Below are 15,869 nucleotides of genomic sequence, written 5' to 3' on the forward strand. Positions count from 1 at the left end.
GAAACCGGTTTGGCAACGCCGTGGGGCCGTCTCGTCACACTCTGTTGCTAATTGGCGATCAACTGTTTCTCCTGCGTAACTTTAGTCCGAACGGATGTGGCAGAGACGGCACCTAATACGCAAGATGGTCAGCGTGTCAGCAGGCCGCCATCGCATGCGTACAAAACTTCATCTAGCAGCCGCCGCCGCGACGGCGACGGTTCTCGTCGTCACCACCGGCGTCTGGTTCGGCTATAAGGAGCTGGTCCAGCCCAGCTGTTCGGGAGAGATCCGACTCGCCGTGGCGGTCGCCTCCGAGCTGGCGCCCGCCGTGGACGCCGCCGCGTCCCAGTGGGTCAAGGACGGCGCCGCGGTCGGCCCCACCTGCATCAGGGTGGACGTCTCGGCGTCCGACCCGGTCGACGTGGCCGCCGTGGTGGCCGCGAAGCACGGTGCCGTGCTGGCCGGCGTCGGCCAGGCCAGTGGCACCGCGGTCACTCCGGACGTCTGGGTGCCGGACTCCTCGACCTGGCTGCTGCGACTGAAGAAGGACGCCACGGCGTTCGCGCCGACCAACGGCGCCTCCATCGCGCGCAGCCCCGTCGTCGTGGCGATGCCCGAGCCGGTGGCCACGCGGCTGGGCTGGCCCAACGCCAAGTTCACCTGGGCCGATCTGCTCAAGCAGGTCAACAGCAGCAAGCCACTGCGTACCGGCATCGTCGAGCCGACCCGGGACGCGGCCGGCCTGTCCGGCCTGCTCTCGCTGACCACGGCCGCCAGCGGCGCCGGCGGGGACGCCCAGCGCAACACCGTCGGCGCGCTGCGCGCGCTGGCCACGGGTCGCTCCTCGCTCCGCAACGACCTGCTGGCCCGCTTCCCGACCGCCACGGACCCGACGTCCATCGCGAGCGCGCTCGGTGCGGCGGCGCTCTCCGAAGAAGACGTGATCGCCTACAACAGCAAGAAGCCCCCGGTGCCGCTCGCCGCGCTCTACATGGAGCCGGCCCCGATGCCGCTGGACTACCCGTACGCGGTGCTGCCCGGCATCGAGCCGACCAAGGCGGCGGCGGCGAAGGTGCTGTTCGAGCTGCTCACCGCCCCGAAGTTCCGCGACCGGCTGGCGGCGCAGTCGCTGCGCGGTCCGGACGGCAACTGGGGTGCCGGCTTCAACGCGCCGCAGGGCGCCCCGAGCCCGGCCGGCGGCGCGTCGACCGCCCCGGCGGCCGGCGGCACCGCGGCGGGCGGCCTGGACCCGGCCGCGATACAGCGTGTCGTCTCCAGCTGGTCGATCGCCACCCAGTCGGGTCGGATGCTCGCCGTCATCGACGTCTCCGGCTCGATGAAGGACCTGGTGCCCAGCGCCAACAACCGCAGCCGGGAGGAGGTCACCGTGGACGCGGCCCGCCGCGGCCTGGGACTCTTCGACGACTCCTGGTCCATCGGCCTGTGGACCTTCTCCACCAAGCTGGTCGGCAACCGGGACTTCCGGCAACTGGTCCCGATCGGGCCGCTCTCCGGCCAGCGGGCGCAGTTGGAGGGGGCACTCGCCACCATCAAGCCGTCCAGCGGTGACACCGGCCTCTACGACACCATGCTGGCCGCGTACCAGGCGGTGCAGGAGGACTGGCAGCCCGGACGGGTCAACTCCATCGTGCTGTTCACCGACGGCAAGAACGAGGACGACAACGGCCTCAGCCAGGGACAACTGCTCGCCAAGCTCAAGCAGATCGCGGACCCGGAGCGGCCCGTGCAGGTCATCATGATCGGTATCGGCGAGGGCGTCAGCAAGACCGAGCTGGAGTCGATCACCAAGGTGACCGGCGGCGACGTCTTCGTCACCAAGGACCCGAACGAGATCGGCAGCATCTTCCTCACCGCCATCGCGCGCCGCCCCCCGGCGCCGCGCTGACCGGCCGCACAGCAGGGAGAAACCCGCCGTACCGCGTCAGCGGTACGGCGGGTTCCTTTTATGGCCGCAGGGTTGAAGAAAAGTGACGGCAATACGTCGGAAGCAATCGGCAGCCATAGTTATCAAGGCAGGATGTCGACGTGTCCCGGCATCGTCCGTCCGCCTCCGGTCCGACTCGTCGGCCGGGGCCGTCCTGAGCAGAGTGGGAGGGCCGGTGACCGCGGCGACACTGTTGACCCCCGCCAGCACCTCGGCGACGCCGGAGGGCCCGCCGAGCGGGCTGGTGGCCCGCGCCGACGAACGGTCCTACGTCCGGGTCCTGGTCGTGCTGGACACCACCATCCTCATCATCGCGCTGCTCGTCGGGTACGTCGGCCGGTTCGGGGACGAGGAGCCGGTCGGCTCCAAGATCCCGTACGTGCTGGTGGCGCCGGGGTTGGTCCTGGCCTGGCTGATCTCCCTCAAGGCGCTCGGTTGCTACGACGACCGGGTCGTCGGCTACGGGGCGGACGAGTACCGGCGGGTCAGCTCGGCGAGCCTGCGGTTGGCCGGCGCGATCGCCATCGCCGGCTACATCGCCGACGTCGGCGTCTCCCGTGGTTTCCTCGGCATCTCGTTCGCGGTCGGCACGGTCGGGCTGGAGGTGACCCGGTTCGTCGCGCGCAAACGCCTGCACCGGGCCCGCTCGAAAGGCGCCGGCTGGTCCCGCAAGGTGCTCGTGGTCGGCGACACCGCACACGTGCTGGAGTTGGTGCACACCCTGCGCCGGGAGCCGTACGCCGGCTATCAGGTGGTCGGCGCGTGCATTCCCGACGCGCTGCTCGCGCCGGTGGCCCAGCGGCTCGGTGACGTGCCGGTGGTGGGATCGTTCCGGGGCATCCCGGAGGCCGCCAGCGCGATCGGCGCGGACACGGTCGCGGTGACCGCCTCCGGTGAGCTGACGGCGGCCCGACTGCGTCGGCTCGGCTGGCAGCTGGAGGGGACCGGCGTCGACCTCGTCGTGGCGCCCGCGCTGACCGATGTGGCCGGCCCACGGATCCACACCCGTCCGGTCGCCGGGCTGCCCCTGATCCACGTCGAGGCGCCCGAGTTCCGCGGTGCGCGCAAGCTGATCAAGGGGTTCGTCGACCGGTCGGCGTCGTCGCTGGCGTTGGCGCTGCTGCTGCCGCTGATCGCGGTGATCGCGTTGGCCATCAAACTGGACAGCCGGGGGCCGGTGCTCTTCCGGCAGGTCCGGGTGGGTCGGGGCGGCCAGGAGTTCGGCGTGTTCAAGTTCCGGACGATGGTGGTCAACGCCGACGCGCTGCTCACCGAGCTGGCGACCCGCAACGAGACCGACGGCCTGATGTTCAAGATGCGCGACGACCCTCGGGTGACCCGGGTCGGCCGGCTGCTGCGCAAGTGGTCGCTGGACGAGCTGCCGCAGCTGGTCAACGTGCTGCTGGGCCAGATGAGCCTGGTCGGGCCGCGTCCGCCGCTGCCGTCGGAGGTGGCCCGCTACGACGGTGACGTGGCCCGGCGGCTGCTGGTGAAGCCCGGTATGACCGGGCTGTGGCAGGTCAGCGGCCGGTCCGACCTGAGCTGGGAGGACGGCATCCGACTCGATCTCTACTACGTGGAGAACTGGTCGCTCGCCGCCGACCTCACCATCCTCTGGAAGACCGCCGGCGCGGTGCTGAACAGCCGCGGCGCGTACTGACCGCCGCCGCTCACGCCTGCGGGCCGGTCCAGTCCAGGCAGACCACCACGGCATCGTCGACGAGGTCGCCGGCCACGAACGCGCGCAGGTCACCGATCAGCGACCGCACGGCGTCCAGCGGCTCCATCGGGCCCGTCCGGCGCAGGAACCGGTCCAGTGCCGTCTCGCCGTAGCGCACGTTCTTCCCGGTGGCCTCCACCACGCCGTCGCTGACCACGAAGAGCCGGTCGCCGCGTTCCAGCGTGAGCGTCTGCTCGTGGTAGTCGGTCGCCTCGAACATGCCGAGCGGGAACTGCGCCTCCAGCGGTTGCTCGGTGACCTCTCCGCCCCGCAGCAGGATGAGCCGTGGCGAGCCGGCGTCCACCACGCTCATCGTCCCGGAGCGCAGGTCCAGCTCCATCAACAGCACGGAGAGGTGCCGCTTGCCCCGGTACTCGTCGTAGATGGCCTGGTCGGCGAGGGCGGCCTGATCACCGAGACCGAGGCCGGCCCGGCGGGCGTTGCGCAGCGCGTGGGTGGCCAGCGACGTGAGCAGGGACGCCGCGACACCCTCGCCGGTCCCGTTGATCGTGGACAGCCAGAGACGCTGCCCGTCGTCGGCCCAGTCGAAGCTGTCGCCCCGCACGGCGTACGCCGGTTCCAGCTGCCCGGCCAGGCTGAACGAGGGTCGGATCCGGCTGCGGCCGGGGAGCAGATCCCACTGCATCTCGGCGGCCAGCGTGAGCCGCTGGCTGCGCCGCGCGACGCGGTAGACGTCGGTGCCGGGGGAGACGGCCGCCAGCTCGTGCGCGAGCGCGGTGGCGACGTCGGCCAGCTCGCTGAGCACGGCCGGGTCGTCGGCCACCGGCGCGAGACGCAGGACGCCCCGCCGTTCGCCGCGCATGCTGACCGGCACCCAGGCGGTGCCGTCGACCAGCAGGGGCACCTGGTGGTCGAAGGCCCGCCAGGCGGGGTGTCCGGCGTCTCGGATGGAGTCACCCTCGGTGAGTGGCAACAGCTCCGAGAGGCGGTAGTCGACCTGGTACAGCTCCGCTTCGGTGATCCCGTACGCCTCTTCGAAGATCTTCCCGATACTGCCCACGAGAAGGTCGGCGGGTGTCTCGTTCAGGGTACGGCGTGCCCGATTGACCGCTTTACTCATCAGGCCTCCTTGATCAAAGCTCGACTACCAGTGGCTTCGGAGTAGTCTCGGGCCACCATGGCCGAAGAACACGGTCCACCGGACCCTGCGACGAGTATGGCTGCCGCGTTGGACGCGGCGGCGGGAGCCCTGCTGGGCGTATGGGATTCCGTCCGCGAGGCGACCGCCAGCCGGGTCTCCGGAGCCCAACTACGGGCTGTGATGGTGGTCGAACAGCACGACGGGATCAACCTACGCCGGCTCGCCACCCGCCTGGACATGTTGCTCAGTTCCGCCAGCCGACTCTGCGACCGGTTGGTCGCGGCCGGGATGCTGGAGCGCGAGCCCGGTCGCTTCGACCGGCGGGAGATCTCCCTGCACCTCACCCCGGAGGCCCGTCGACTCCTCGCGGAGCTGCGCGCCGACCGGCAGAAGCGGATCGCCACAGTGCTGGCGGCGATGACTCCGGCGGGCCGTACCGCCCTGGTGAGCGGGATGCGGGAGTTCGACGAGGCCGCCCGCCGGCAGCAGGCGCGAAGCGGCTCGGCGCCGGATGACGGGGACCGGCCGCCTGGGCGAGACGACTGGCCGGACGACGCGGACCCGCGGGATCCGGACCGGCCCACCGGGCCGGCGGGGGACTCGTCGGAGCGCCCGGAGCGGTCGACCCGAACGGTGTGGCAGACCGGCCCCGAGCGGGCGGTGGGCACGCCGCGCGAATGGCCCACCGGTGAGCCGCCGGTGGCCCGGACCGCCTGACTCAGGCCGGCGCCGACGCGCACACCGCCAGCACGGCGATGTAGTCGTGAGCCTGCCCGCCCAGCCACTCGTCCACCACCTGGAGCAGCCTGTCGACCAGCGCGGCCGGAGGCAGCCCGGCCGCTGCGGCCAGTGCGGCCCGCAGCCGGTGCGCGCCGAACTTCTCGGCGTGGACCGGGCCGCCGTTCGCCTCGGTCACCCCGTCGGTGTACGCGAGGAGCAGGTCCCCCGGGTCGAGGTGCACCCGGGTCTCGGCGAACCGGGCGTCGGCCAGTGCGCCGACCGGCATCCCGCCGACCGGAACCGGGACGACCGAACCGGCGGCGGTGACCAGCAGCGGCGCGGGGTGCCCGCCGCCGGCGATCCGGATGTCCACCCCCGCCGGCCCGCGCTCCAGTGACCCGAGCAGCAGAGTGGTGAGCTGGCTTCGCCGGGCGGCGTCGGGCGCGTCGAACAGGGTGCGGTTGAGCAGGTGGATCAGCTCCAGCGGTCGCTGCTCGACCAGTCGCAGGGTCTGCAGCGACTGGCGGACCCGGCCGGTGAGCACGGCCGCCCCGACGCCCTTGCCGGACACGTCACCCAACGCGAACAGCGCGCCCCGCGAGTGCGGGAAGACCTCGTAGAAGTCGCCGCCGATGCGCAGCGTGTCTCCGGCGGCCCGGTAGCCGCCGGCCATGCTCACGCCGGGCACGGTCGGCAGCTGCGGCGGGAGCAGGCTGGTCTGCAACACCCGGGCCAGGTGGGCCTGCTCGCCGTACAGCTCGGCGGCGGCCAGCGCCGCGCCGGCCCGCGCGGCGAACTCGCGGGCCAGCTCGACGTCGCGTGGGTCGAAGCCGGCCCGGCCGGCACGGCGGACCAACAGCAGCGCGCCGGCTGACCCCCCGGGACCGGGCATCGGGCTGACCAGCAGCGCGCCCGTCCGGCCGAACCCGGGTGGGAGCACGCCGCTCAGGTCCGCGGCCTCGGCGTCCCGCCAGCGGCTCGGCTCGGTGGGTACGCCGTCGAGCGCCTCGCTGAGGCCGGGGACGGCGTCGGTCAGCTCCGGGCCGGCCACCCCGGTGACCGGGGCCGGCTCGCCGTCGGCGTACCGCGTCCAGCGCGGGTGCGGCTCGGCCGGCGCGGGCGGCCGGAGCAGCGCCACGGCGGCATCGGCCAGGTACGGCACGGCGAGGGTGGCGGTGGTGCGGAGCGTCTGGTCCCGGTGCAGGGACAGCCCGAGCCGGCTGCCGGCCTGGGCGAGGAACGCGGTGCGGGAGCGTTCGGCAAGCAGGGCGTCGGTACGGGCGTGCTCCTCGGTGACGTCCCGGACGTACCAGGCGTACCGGCTCCCGGCGAGCTGCCGTCGACCGCCCCGCAGGTGCCGGCCGTGGTGCTCGGCGTCGAAGCTCTCGGTGCCGTCCCGCACGGCCCGGGCCAGTGCCGCCACCGGGCACTCGGACAGCTCGACGCCCGCGACGATCTCCGGGAGCAGCTGGGCTGCCCGGGCGTTGACGAGGGTGACCCGGCCGGTCTCGTCGGTCGTCAGCACGGCCTCGGCGAGCCCGTCGAGCAGCTCGCGGGCCAGCGGCGAGTCGGCCGGCAGCGCACCGCCGACGCGTTGGCGGGTCGGTGGTCGCGACGCCTGCCCATCGCCGCCGACCGGACCGGCGATGCCGCCCCGTCGGGTCGTGGTCACCGCCCGACGCTGCCGGGCGTCCGACGACCTGTACGCATGCTGCTCCTGGGCTCCTCGCCTGCCGATAGTTGCTCGACGGCAAGCGTACCGAGCCGCACCGACGCACGCCCAGAGCGCGTCAGCCGGAGCGGCTCAGCCAGCCCGCGGGGCGGGCGACGATCCGCCGTACCACCGAGCCGGCCGCGCCCACGGCGGCGGCCTCCGGACCGAGGGTCGAGGGCCGGACCGTGACCGGTGACCAGGCGGCGGTGAGCACCCGGGCCGCGATCTCGGCGAGCACCGGCGGGCACAGCCAGGGCGCCAGCGGGGCGTACCCGCCGCCGAGCACCACGGTGTCCAGGTCCAGCAGGTTGACCACGCCGGCCACCGCCACTCCGAGTGCCGTACCGGCGTCGTGCAGCGCCCGCAGCGCGTCCGGGTCGCCGGCCTCGGCCAACTCGGCCAGCCGCGCCGTCGCGGTGTCCGCGGGAAGCTCCGCCCGGACCAGCCCGGCACCGGCCACGATCGCCTCCTGACCGGCGTACTGCTCCAGGCAACCCTGCCCTCCGCAGCGGCACGGACGGCCCTCGGGGTGGACCGGGAGGTGGCCGATCTCGCCGCTCCAGCCGCGTACGCCGCGGAACAGCGCGCCGTCCAGGACGATCCCCGCGCCGATGCCGACCTCGCCGGAGATGTGCAGGAAGCTCGCGGGGCCGGGCGGCCGGGAGTGCAGCTCGCCGAGCGCCGCGAGGTTGGCCTCGTTGTCCACCACCAGGGGCGGGATGCCCGGCACCTGTTCGGTCAGGGGCGGGTGCCCGCTGAGCAGTTCGGGCACCGCGACGTCCCGCCAGCCGAGGTTCGGCGCGAGCCGGACCAGGCCGGCGTCGTCCACCAGGCCGGGTACGGCGAGCGCGGCTCCGGCCAGGGTGAGGCCCTGCCGGGCCGCGTCGGCGCGGGCCTGCCCGGCCAGGTCGACGAGGCGGGCCAGCGCGTCGGCGGGGGCGACGGGGCGCAGGTCGGCCCGGTGCACGGTGCGGTGCCGGACCTGACCGGCGAGATCGACGACGCACACCGTCAGGTAGTCGACGTTGACCTCCAGGCCGAGCCCGGCCGGGCCCTGGTCGGCCAGGACCAGCCCTCGGGCCGGGCGGCCGGCGCCCGCCCGGGGCGCCGGGTCGGCCTCGCTGACCAGTTGGCCCGCGAGCAGGTCCTCGACCACCGCCGAGACGGTGGCTCGGGTCAGGCCGGTGGCGGTGGCCAGGTCGGCCCGGGACGGGGGGCGGTCGGCGGCGGCGATCCGGCCGAGAACCAGGGCGAGGTTGAGCTCGCGGAGGCTGCCCTGACGGGCTGCGCCGGCCGGGGCGTGGGTGGGGCTCACCCCTTGACACTGCCACAGGGCGGGCAAATAATTCAATCGCTGAACAAATACCTGACAACGCCACCCCGGAGGTCCATCATGGCACCCCGTCCCACCCCCGCCGACAAGTTCTCCTTCGGGCTCTGGACCGTGGGCTGGCAGGCCCGCGACCCGTTCGGCGACGCGACCCGTCCCGAGCTCGACGCCGTCGAGGCAGTGCACCGGCTCGCCGAGCTGGGCGCGTACGGCATCACCTTCCACGACGACGACCTGATCCCGTTCGGGGCCGATGCCGCCACCCGCGATCAGCACATCGCGCGGTTCCGCAAGGCGCTCGACGAGACCGGCCTCGTGGTGCCGATGGTCACCACCAACCTCTTCACCCACCCGATCTTCAAGGACGGCGGCTTCACCAGCAACGACCGCGACGTCCGCCGCTACGCGCTGCGCAAGGTGCTGCGCCAGCTCGACCTGGCCGCCGAGCTGGGCGCGAGCACCTTCGTGATGTGGGGTGGCCGGGAGGGCTCCGAGTACGACCTCGCCAAGGACGTCCAGGCCGCCCTGGACCGCTACCGCGAGGCCGTCAACCTGCTCACCCAGTATTCCATCGACAAGGGCTACAACCTGCGGTTCGCCCTGGAGCCCAAGCCCAACGAGCCGCGCGGCGACATCCTGCTGCCCACCATCGGGCACGCGCTCGGCTTCATCTCCCAGCTGGCCCACCCGGAGCTGGTCGGCCTCAACCCGGAGGTCGGCCACGAGCAGATGGCCGGGCTCAACTACGCCCACGGCATCGCCCAGGCGCTCTGGCAGGGCAAGCTGTTCCACCTCGACCTCAACGGCCAGCGCGGCATCAAGTACGACCAGGACCTGGTCTTCGGCCACGGTGACCTGATGAACGCGTTCGCCCTGGTGGACCTCTTGGAGAACGGCGGCCCCAACGGTGGGCCGACCTACGACGGGCCCCGGCACTTCGACTACAAGCCGTCGCGCACCGAGGACATGGACGGGGTGTGGGCGTCGGCCGCGGCCAACATGAGCACCTACCTGCTGCTCAAGGAGCGCGCCGCGGCGTTCCGCGCCGACCCCGAGGTCGTCGAGGCGCTGGCCGCCAGCAAGGTCGGCGAGCTGAGCACGCCGACGCTCGCCGACGGCGAGGGCTACGAGGAGTTCCTGGCCGACCGGTCCGCGTTCGAGGACCTCGACGTGGACGCGGTTGCCGCGCGGGGCTTCGCCTTCGTCCGGCTCAACCAGCTCGCCGTCGAGCACCTGCTCGGCGCTCGCTGAGGCCCCGCCATGCCGTTGGTCGCAGGCGTTGACTCGTCCACCCAGTCCTGCAAGGTCGTCATCCGGGATGCGGAGACCGGCGCTCTGCTCCGGCAGGGCCGGGCACCGCACCCGGACGGCACCGAGGTCGACCCGGAAGCCTGGTGGCAGGCGCTGCGCAGCGCCGCCGACGAGGCCGGCGGGCTGGCCGACGTCGCGGCGGTCTCCGTCGCCGGCCAGCAGCACGGCATGGTCTGCCTCGACGAGGCGGGCCGGGTGGTGCGCCCGGCCCTGCTGTGGAACGACACCCGCTCCGCCGACGCCGCCGCCGACCTCATCGAGGAGGCCGGCGGCGGCTCGGAAGGGCGGCGGTTCTGGGCCGAGGCCACCGGCAGCGTGCCGGTGGCGAGCTTCACCATCACCAAGCTGCGCTGGCTGGCCCGGCACGAGCCGGATCTGGCCGCCCGGGTGGCGGCCGTCTGCCTGCCGCACGACTGGCTGACCTGGCGGCTGGCCGGTGCGCCGGGGCTGGCGGGGCTGCGGACCGACCGGGGTGACGCCAGCGGCACCGGCTACTGGTCCCCGTCCACCGGTTCCTACCGTCCGGACCTGCTGGAACGGGCCTTCGGTCGGCAGCTCGTGGTGCCCGAGGTGCTGGGCCCGGCAGAGTCGGCCGGCACGCTGGCCGACGAGCTGGGTGGGGGCGGCGCGCTGCTCGGCGCGGGCACCGGCGACAACGCCGCCGCCGCGTTCGGCGTCGGCGCCGGTCCCGGTGACGTGGTCGTCTCGATCGGCACCTCCGGCACGGTGTTCAGCGTGGCCGACGTGCCGGCCGCCGACGACAGCGGCGCGGTGGCCGGCTTCGCCGACGCGTCGGGCCGTTTCCTGCCGCTGGTCTGCACGCTCAACGCCGCCCGGGTGCTGGACGCCGCCGCCACGATGCTGGGCGTCGATTTGGACGAGCTGGCCGAGCTGGCGCTCTCCGCGCCGGCCGGCGCGGACGGGCTCGTCATGGTGCCCTACCTGGAGGGTGAGCGGACGCCCAACCGCCCGCTGGCCACCGGCGCGGTGCACGGGCTGACCCTGCGCACGTCGACCCCCGCGCACCTGGCCCGGGCCGCCGTGGAGGGCATGCTCTGCGCGCTCGCCGACGGCCTGGACGCGCTGACCGCGCAGGGCGCCACCGTCCGCCGGGTCATCCTCGTCGGCGGCGGGGCACGCTCGGCCGCGGTCCGCCGGATCGCACCGCAGGTCTTCGGCTGCCCGGTGGTCGTCCCGCCCGCCGGGGAGTACGTCGCCGACGGCGCCGCCCGTCAGGCCGCCTGGGTCGCCCTCGGCGGTCCGACGCCGCCGCAGTGGGAGGTCAAGGGCACCGAGGAGTACGCGGCGGAGCCCGTCCCCGCCGTCCGTGACCAGTACGCCGCCGCCCGCGGGTTGGTCCTCGACCGCCGCTGACACCTCGGAGTCGACGCGGGTGGGAGCCGACCGGCACCCACCCGCGTCGCGACCTGCGTACCGGAGTCTGGTTGGCTGCCCGTCATGAGCGTGACCAGTGGCGGGCCCGACCAGCGCCGGCGTGGCCGGGGCGGCGGCCGGGCGCACCGGCTGTACAGCGTCGTGGTGTTCGTGCTGCTCGCCTCGCTCGACAACGTGGCGATCGGGCTCGTCCCACCGCTCTACAAGCCGATCGCCGGCGCGTTCGACGTGTCGGGGCGGCTGCTCGGGCTGGTCACCGCCGTCAGCTTCCTGGTCAGCGCGGTGGCCGCGGTCGGCTGGGCGTACGTCGGGGACCGGAGCAACCGCAAACCGCTGCTCATGGTGGGCACCCTGCTCTGGGCGGCGGGTACCGGCGGCAGTGCGCTCGCCGGCGGGTACCTCACGTTCCTGGCCGCCCAGCTCGTCGCGGCGGTCGGTCTCGGTGCGGTCGGCTCGGTGGGCTTCTCGGTGGTCACCGACCTGATCTCGCCGACCCGGCGTGGGCTGGTGATGAGCTTCTGGGGCCTCTCCCAGGGCGTCGGCACGCTCGCCGGCACGCTGGTCGGCGGGCTGCTCGGCGCGGCCGACTGGCGGCGGCCGTTCCTGCTGCTGACCGGGGTGGGCCTGGCCGCCACCCTGGCGTACCTGTTCACCTACGACGTCCGGCGCGGCCAGAGCGAACCGGAGCTGGCCGACGCGTTGGACGCCGGCGCGGACTACGACTACCGGATCAGTCGGGCCGACGTGCCGAGGATCCTCGCCCGGCGGACCAACCGGTGGCTGATCCTGCAGGGCCTGACCGCGCAGGCGGCGTTCGGCTCGCTGGTCTGGCTGCCGGTGCTGTTCGCCGAACGGGCCGAGGCCCAGGGCTACTCGGAGTCGACCGCGGTGGTGGTGGGCAGCGTCTTCGCCACGCTGTTCCAGCTCGGTGGAGTGCTCTCCATCGTGGGTGGGCTGGTCGGCGACGCGGTGCAGCGGCGTACCCCTGGGGGTCGGGCCCTGGTCGCGGCGGTCGGCATCCTCGCCGCCCTGCCGTTCTACCTGGTGCTGTTCTTCGTGCCGGTGACGATCGACGTGCCCGACGGCGGCAGCGCCGGCGCGGTGGTAGGCGCGGTGCTGTCCAGCGTGGTCACCGAGCCGTCGGTCGGCCTCAGCCTGCTCACCGCCGTGGTGGCGCTCGCGTTGACCTCGGCGAACTCGCCGAACTGGTTCGCGCTGATCGCCGACGTGAACCCGCCGGAGCACCGGGGGACCGTCTACAGCCTCGGCAACCTGGTCAACGGGGTGGGTCGGTCGGCCGGCAACGGCCTGGTCGGGGTCGCCTTCCAGGGTTTGCGCGCGGCCTTCCCGCCGCCGCTGAACTTCGCCGTCGGGCTGGCCGCGTTCCAGCTCTTCTTCATTCCCACCGGCATCATGTACTGGCTCGCCTCGCGAACCTCACCGGCGGACATCGACAACGTGCACGACCTGCTGCACACCCGAGCCGACCGCCTCTGACGGGCCCTCGCCCCGTACCCGCGCCGGCTCGTTGGCTGGTTGTTCCGGAGCGGCCTGGACCTCCTTCTCATCACCCGATCATCGGGCGGCCGCCAGGTCCGCGTAGTGCCAGCGCCGCCTTTGCTCTGCTTCAACCCACGCAACACATAAGGGCACCGACTGTCGCCTCGGTTGAAGCAGAGCAAAGGACGTGATGCGCAGCGGTCCCCGTCCCCGACCGCCCCACCGGCCCGGCGCTGGAAAGCGGTGGGGCGGTGGGGCGGACTCCATTCAAACGGCAGCGGAGCAGGCCGCGGCGGCGGGAGAGGGCTGGACCGGACCGGTCAGCCGCGGAGCCAGACCGTGACGTCGGTCGGGACCGCGCCCTCGTCCAGCGGTGCGCTGGCGGCCAGCACCTCGGCACCGGCCGGAAGCGGCACGGGGGCGTCGCCGAAGTTGGTCAGCACGGTCAGCTCACCGTTGCGGAAGGTCAGCACCTCGTCGTTGGAGGGCAGCCATTCCAGCGTGCCCCGGCCCAGGCCGTGGGCGCGGCGCAGCCGCAGCGCCGTGCGGTACAGCTCGTACGTCGAGCCGGGCACGTCGCGCTGCCGGTCCAGCGCGTACTCCGACCAGGACGGGGGTTGCGGCAGCCAGCTGGCGTCGGTGGGCCCGAAGCCGTACGACGGGGCGTCGGCCTCCCACGGGATCGGCACCCGGCAGCCGTCGCGGCCCCGCTGGGTGTGCCCGCTGCGGGCCCAGGTCGGGTCCTGTCGGGCCTCGTCGGGCATCGTGGTGTGCTCGGGCAGGCCCAGCTCCTCGCCCTGGTAGAGGTACGCCGAGCCGGGCAGGGCGAGCATCAGCAGGGTGGCCGCCCGGGCCCGGCGCAGGCCGAGCGCGGCGTCCGGTTGCGGGTCGCCGATGCCGATGCCGTTGGGCCGGCCGCCGCCGATCGCCAGGCCGAGCCGGGAGGCGTGGCGTACGACGTCGTGGTTGGACAGCACCCAGGTCGTCGGCGCGCCCACCGAGTCGGTCGCCTCCAGGGAGCGGGTGATCACCGCGTACTGGGCCGGCGCGGTCCACGCGGCGAGCAGGTACTCGAAGTTGAACGCCTGGTGCATCTCGTCCGGGCGGACGTAGCGGGCCAGCCGCTCGGCCGGCTCCACCCACGCCTCCGCGACCAGCACCCGCTCGCCGGGGTAGCTGTCCAGGACCCGCCGCCACTGCCGGTAGATCTCGTGCACGCCCTCCTGGTCCCACATCGGCGGGCGCGGCTTGTCGATCTCGTTGCCGGAGAGGATCTCCTGGGGCTCCTGCCAGTCGGCCAGGTCGGCCTGCTTGACGAGGCCGTGCGCCACGTCGACGCGGAAGCCGTCCACACCGCGGTCCAGCCAGAACCGCAGCACGTCCAGGAACTCCTCGTGCACCTCCGGGTTGTCCCAGTTGAGGTCGGGCTGCCCGGTGTCGAACAGGTGCAGGTACCACTGGCCGGGTCGGCCGTCCGGGTCGACCGTCCGGGTCCAGGCCGGACCGCCGAAGACGCTCTGCCAGTCGTTCGGCGGCTGGTCGCCGGCCGGGCCGAGGCCGTCGCGGAAGATGTACCGGGACCGCTCCGGGCTGCCCGGCGCGGCGGCCAGCGCGGCCTGGAACCAGCGGTGCGCCGACGAGGTGTGGTTCGGCACCAGGTCGACGATCACCCGCAGGCCGCGGGAGCGGGCCTCGGCGATCAGCTTGTCCGCGTCGGCGAGGGTGCCGAACAGCGGGTCGACGTCCCGGTAGTCGGCCACGTCGTAGCCGGCATCGGCCTGCGGCGACGGATAGAACGGGGAGAGCCACACCGCGTCCACGCCCAGCTCGACCAGGTGGTCGAGGCGGGCGGTGATGCCCGGCAGGTCACCGATGCCGTCACCGTCGGAGTCGGCGAACGAGCGTGGGTAGATCTGGTAGATGGCGGCCTCGGTCCACCAGCCGGTGATCGGGTGACCGGAGGAGGTCTGCTGCGTCGGATCGGTGTTCAGGGTCGTCTCCCGTGTCGCGCGGTGAGTGGACTGCCGGCGGTGCTGCTGCCGGCCACGTCGCCGCCAGCCGCCGGCCGGCGGCGGATGGTTGGGGTTCAGTGTGCCCGCGGCGGTGCGGTGGACTCTCGGACCACCAGCCGAGTGGGCAGGATCACCGATGTGTCGCCGTCGGCGGTTCGTTGACCGACGATCGGGCTCAGGTTGCGGGCGCCGAGCGGGTCGAGCAGCATCCGGGCGGCCAGGCGGCCCTGTTCGGCGGCCGGCTGGGCGATGGTGCTGAGCCCGAGCACGCCGGCGAGGTCGTGGTCGTCGATACCGACCACGCTGACGTCCTGTGGTACGCGCAGCCCGGCGTCGCGCAGCGCGGTCATCGCGCCCATCGCCATCTCGTCGCAGGCGGCGACGATCGCGGTCGGCGGAACACCGCGGGCCAGCAGCTCGGCGGCGGCCCGGTTGCCGCCGTCGATGGTGAACGACGACTCGACGTCCAGACTCGGATCGGGTCGCAGTCCGGCGGCCCGCAGCTCCGCCTGGTAGCCCCGGCGCCGGTCGAGGTGGGTGGTGAAGGCCAGCTCGTCGTCGGGGTCCCCGGAGATGTGCGCGATCCGCCGGTGGCCGAGGTCGAGCAGGTGGCGGGTGGCCATCCGCGCGGCGGCCACGTCGTCGATCCGTACGCACGGCCAGTTGGGCACCCTGCTCCCCGAGCTGATGGTCACGCCGGGCAGGTCCAGGGCGGCCAGCGCGGTCAGGTCCGCCGGGCGCAGCGGTGTGGCGACCAGCATCATGGCGTCGACCCGCTTGTGCAGGTTGGCGGTACGCAGCACCCGCTGGCGGATCTGCTCCCGACCGCCGAGGTTGTAGAGCAGCAGGTCGTAGCCGGAGTGGTGCAAATACTCCTCGACCGCCTCGACGACCGTGCTGAAGAACCAGCGGGTGATCCGGGGTACGACCACCGCGACCGTGCCGGTGCGGCCACCGGCGAGCCGGGACGCGCTCGGCGAGACCGCGTAGTCGAGCTGCTCGGCGGCCGCGAGGACTCTGCGTCGGGTGGCGGCCGAGACCGTCGGCAGCCCGCGCAGGGCCCGCGAGACGGTTGCCGTGGAGACCCCGGCCAACCGGGCGACATCATCAATCTTCGTCATGCTTCCCCCGCTCGGTA

Annotated in this window: 11 protein-coding genes; 6 read left to right on the plus strand and 5 right to left on the minus strand. The window is 73.4% G+C overall.

The genetic code is table 11. The features are described 5' to 3' along the window. The first annotated feature begins 133 nt into the window (after positions 1–133). Positions 134–1,888: a substrate-binding domain-containing protein gene (locus ACGGAQ_RS25405; RefSeq protein WP_393053385.1), complete on the plus strand. Its 1,755-nt coding sequence runs from the start codon at positions 134–136 to the stop codon at positions 1,886–1,888. A 214-nt stretch (positions 1,889–2,102) separates the two neighbouring features. Then, positions 2,103–3,587, plus strand: coding sequence for a sugar transferase (locus tag ACGGAQ_RS25410; RefSeq protein WP_393053073.1), 1,485 nt, complete (start codon positions 2,103–2,105; stop codon positions 3,585–3,587). A 10-nt stretch (positions 3,588–3,597) separates the two neighbouring features. Here the strand turns inward: ACGGAQ_RS25410 and ACGGAQ_RS25415 are convergent, their stop codons facing one another. After that, on the minus strand, positions 3,598–4,728 hold the full coding sequence (locus ACGGAQ_RS25415) for a PP2C family protein-serine/threonine phosphatase (RefSeq protein WP_393053076.1): 1,131 nt from the start codon (positions 4,726–4,728) through the stop codon (positions 3,598–3,600). A gap of 96 nt (positions 4,729–4,824) precedes the next feature. Here ACGGAQ_RS25415 and ACGGAQ_RS25420 point away from each other — a divergent pair, with 96 nt between their 5' ends. Then, positions 4,825–5,466 carry a MarR family winged helix-turn-helix transcriptional regulator gene (locus tag ACGGAQ_RS25420; RefSeq protein WP_393053079.1) on the plus strand — a complete coding sequence of 214 codons (642 nt, stop codon included), beginning with the start codon at positions 4,825–4,827 and terminating at the stop codon, positions 5,464–5,466. Between the two features lies 1 nt (position 5,467). On the opposite strand, the gene ACGGAQ_RS25425 is transcribed toward ACGGAQ_RS25420, so the two are convergent. Together ACGGAQ_RS25425 and ACGGAQ_RS25430 are read right to left on the minus strand one after the other, a co-directional pair. Then, positions 5,468–7,141 carry a SpoIIE family protein phosphatase gene (locus ACGGAQ_RS25425; RefSeq protein ID WP_393053082.1) on the minus strand — a complete coding sequence of 558 codons (1,674 nt, stop codon included), beginning with the start codon at positions 7,139–7,141 and terminating at the stop codon, positions 5,468–5,470. A 118-nt stretch (positions 7,142–7,259) separates the two neighbouring features. Further along, positions 7,260–8,498 carry an ROK family protein gene (locus tag ACGGAQ_RS25430; protein WP_393053085.1) on the minus strand — a complete coding sequence of 413 codons (1,239 nt, stop codon included), beginning with the start codon at positions 8,496–8,498 and terminating at the stop codon, positions 7,260–7,262. A 78-nt stretch (positions 8,499–8,576) separates the two neighbouring features. On the opposite strand from ACGGAQ_RS25430, the gene xylA reads away from it, so the two are divergent. The 3 genes from xylA (at position 8,577) to ACGGAQ_RS25445 (ending at position 12,716) form a co-directional block, all read left to right on the plus strand. After that, the gene (gene xylA, locus ACGGAQ_RS25435) at positions 8,577–9,764 is read left to right on the plus strand and encodes a xylose isomerase (protein ID WP_393053088.1); all 1,188 of its coding nucleotides are present in this window, start codon (positions 8,577–8,579) and stop codon (positions 9,762–9,764) included. Positions 9,765–9,773: 9 nt separating this feature from the next. Continuing rightward, positions 9,774–11,198: a xylulokinase gene (xylB, locus tag ACGGAQ_RS25440; protein WP_393053091.1), complete on the plus strand. Its 1,425-nt coding sequence runs from the start codon at positions 9,774–9,776 to the stop codon at positions 11,196–11,198. 84 nt (positions 11,199–11,282) lie between these two features. Next, a complete protein-coding gene (locus ACGGAQ_RS25445; RefSeq protein WP_393053094.1) occupies positions 11,283–12,716 on the plus strand; it encodes an MFS transporter in 1,434 nt (477 codons plus the stop codon). Between the two features lie 323 nt (positions 12,717–13,039). Here ACGGAQ_RS25445 and ACGGAQ_RS25450 read toward each other — a convergent pair whose 3' ends face one another. Both ACGGAQ_RS25450 and ACGGAQ_RS25455 read right to left on the minus strand, forming a co-directional pair. Continuing rightward, positions 13,040–14,710, minus strand: a complete 1,671-nt coding sequence (locus ACGGAQ_RS25450; protein WP_393053387.1) for a glycoside hydrolase family 13 protein — start codon at positions 14,708–14,710, stop codon at positions 13,040–13,042. Positions 14,711–14,805: 95 nt separating this feature from the next. Continuing rightward, entirely contained in the window at positions 14,806–15,852 is a 1,047-nt protein-coding gene (locus tag ACGGAQ_RS25455; protein WP_393053097.1) for a LacI family DNA-binding transcriptional regulator, read from the minus strand. Positions 15,853–15,869 lie beyond the last annotated feature (17 nt).

The organism is Micromonospora sp. NPDC047557, from assembly GCF_043205095.1.
Classification (GTDB): Bacteria; Actinomycetota; Actinomycetes; order Mycobacteriales; family Micromonosporaceae; genus Micromonospora.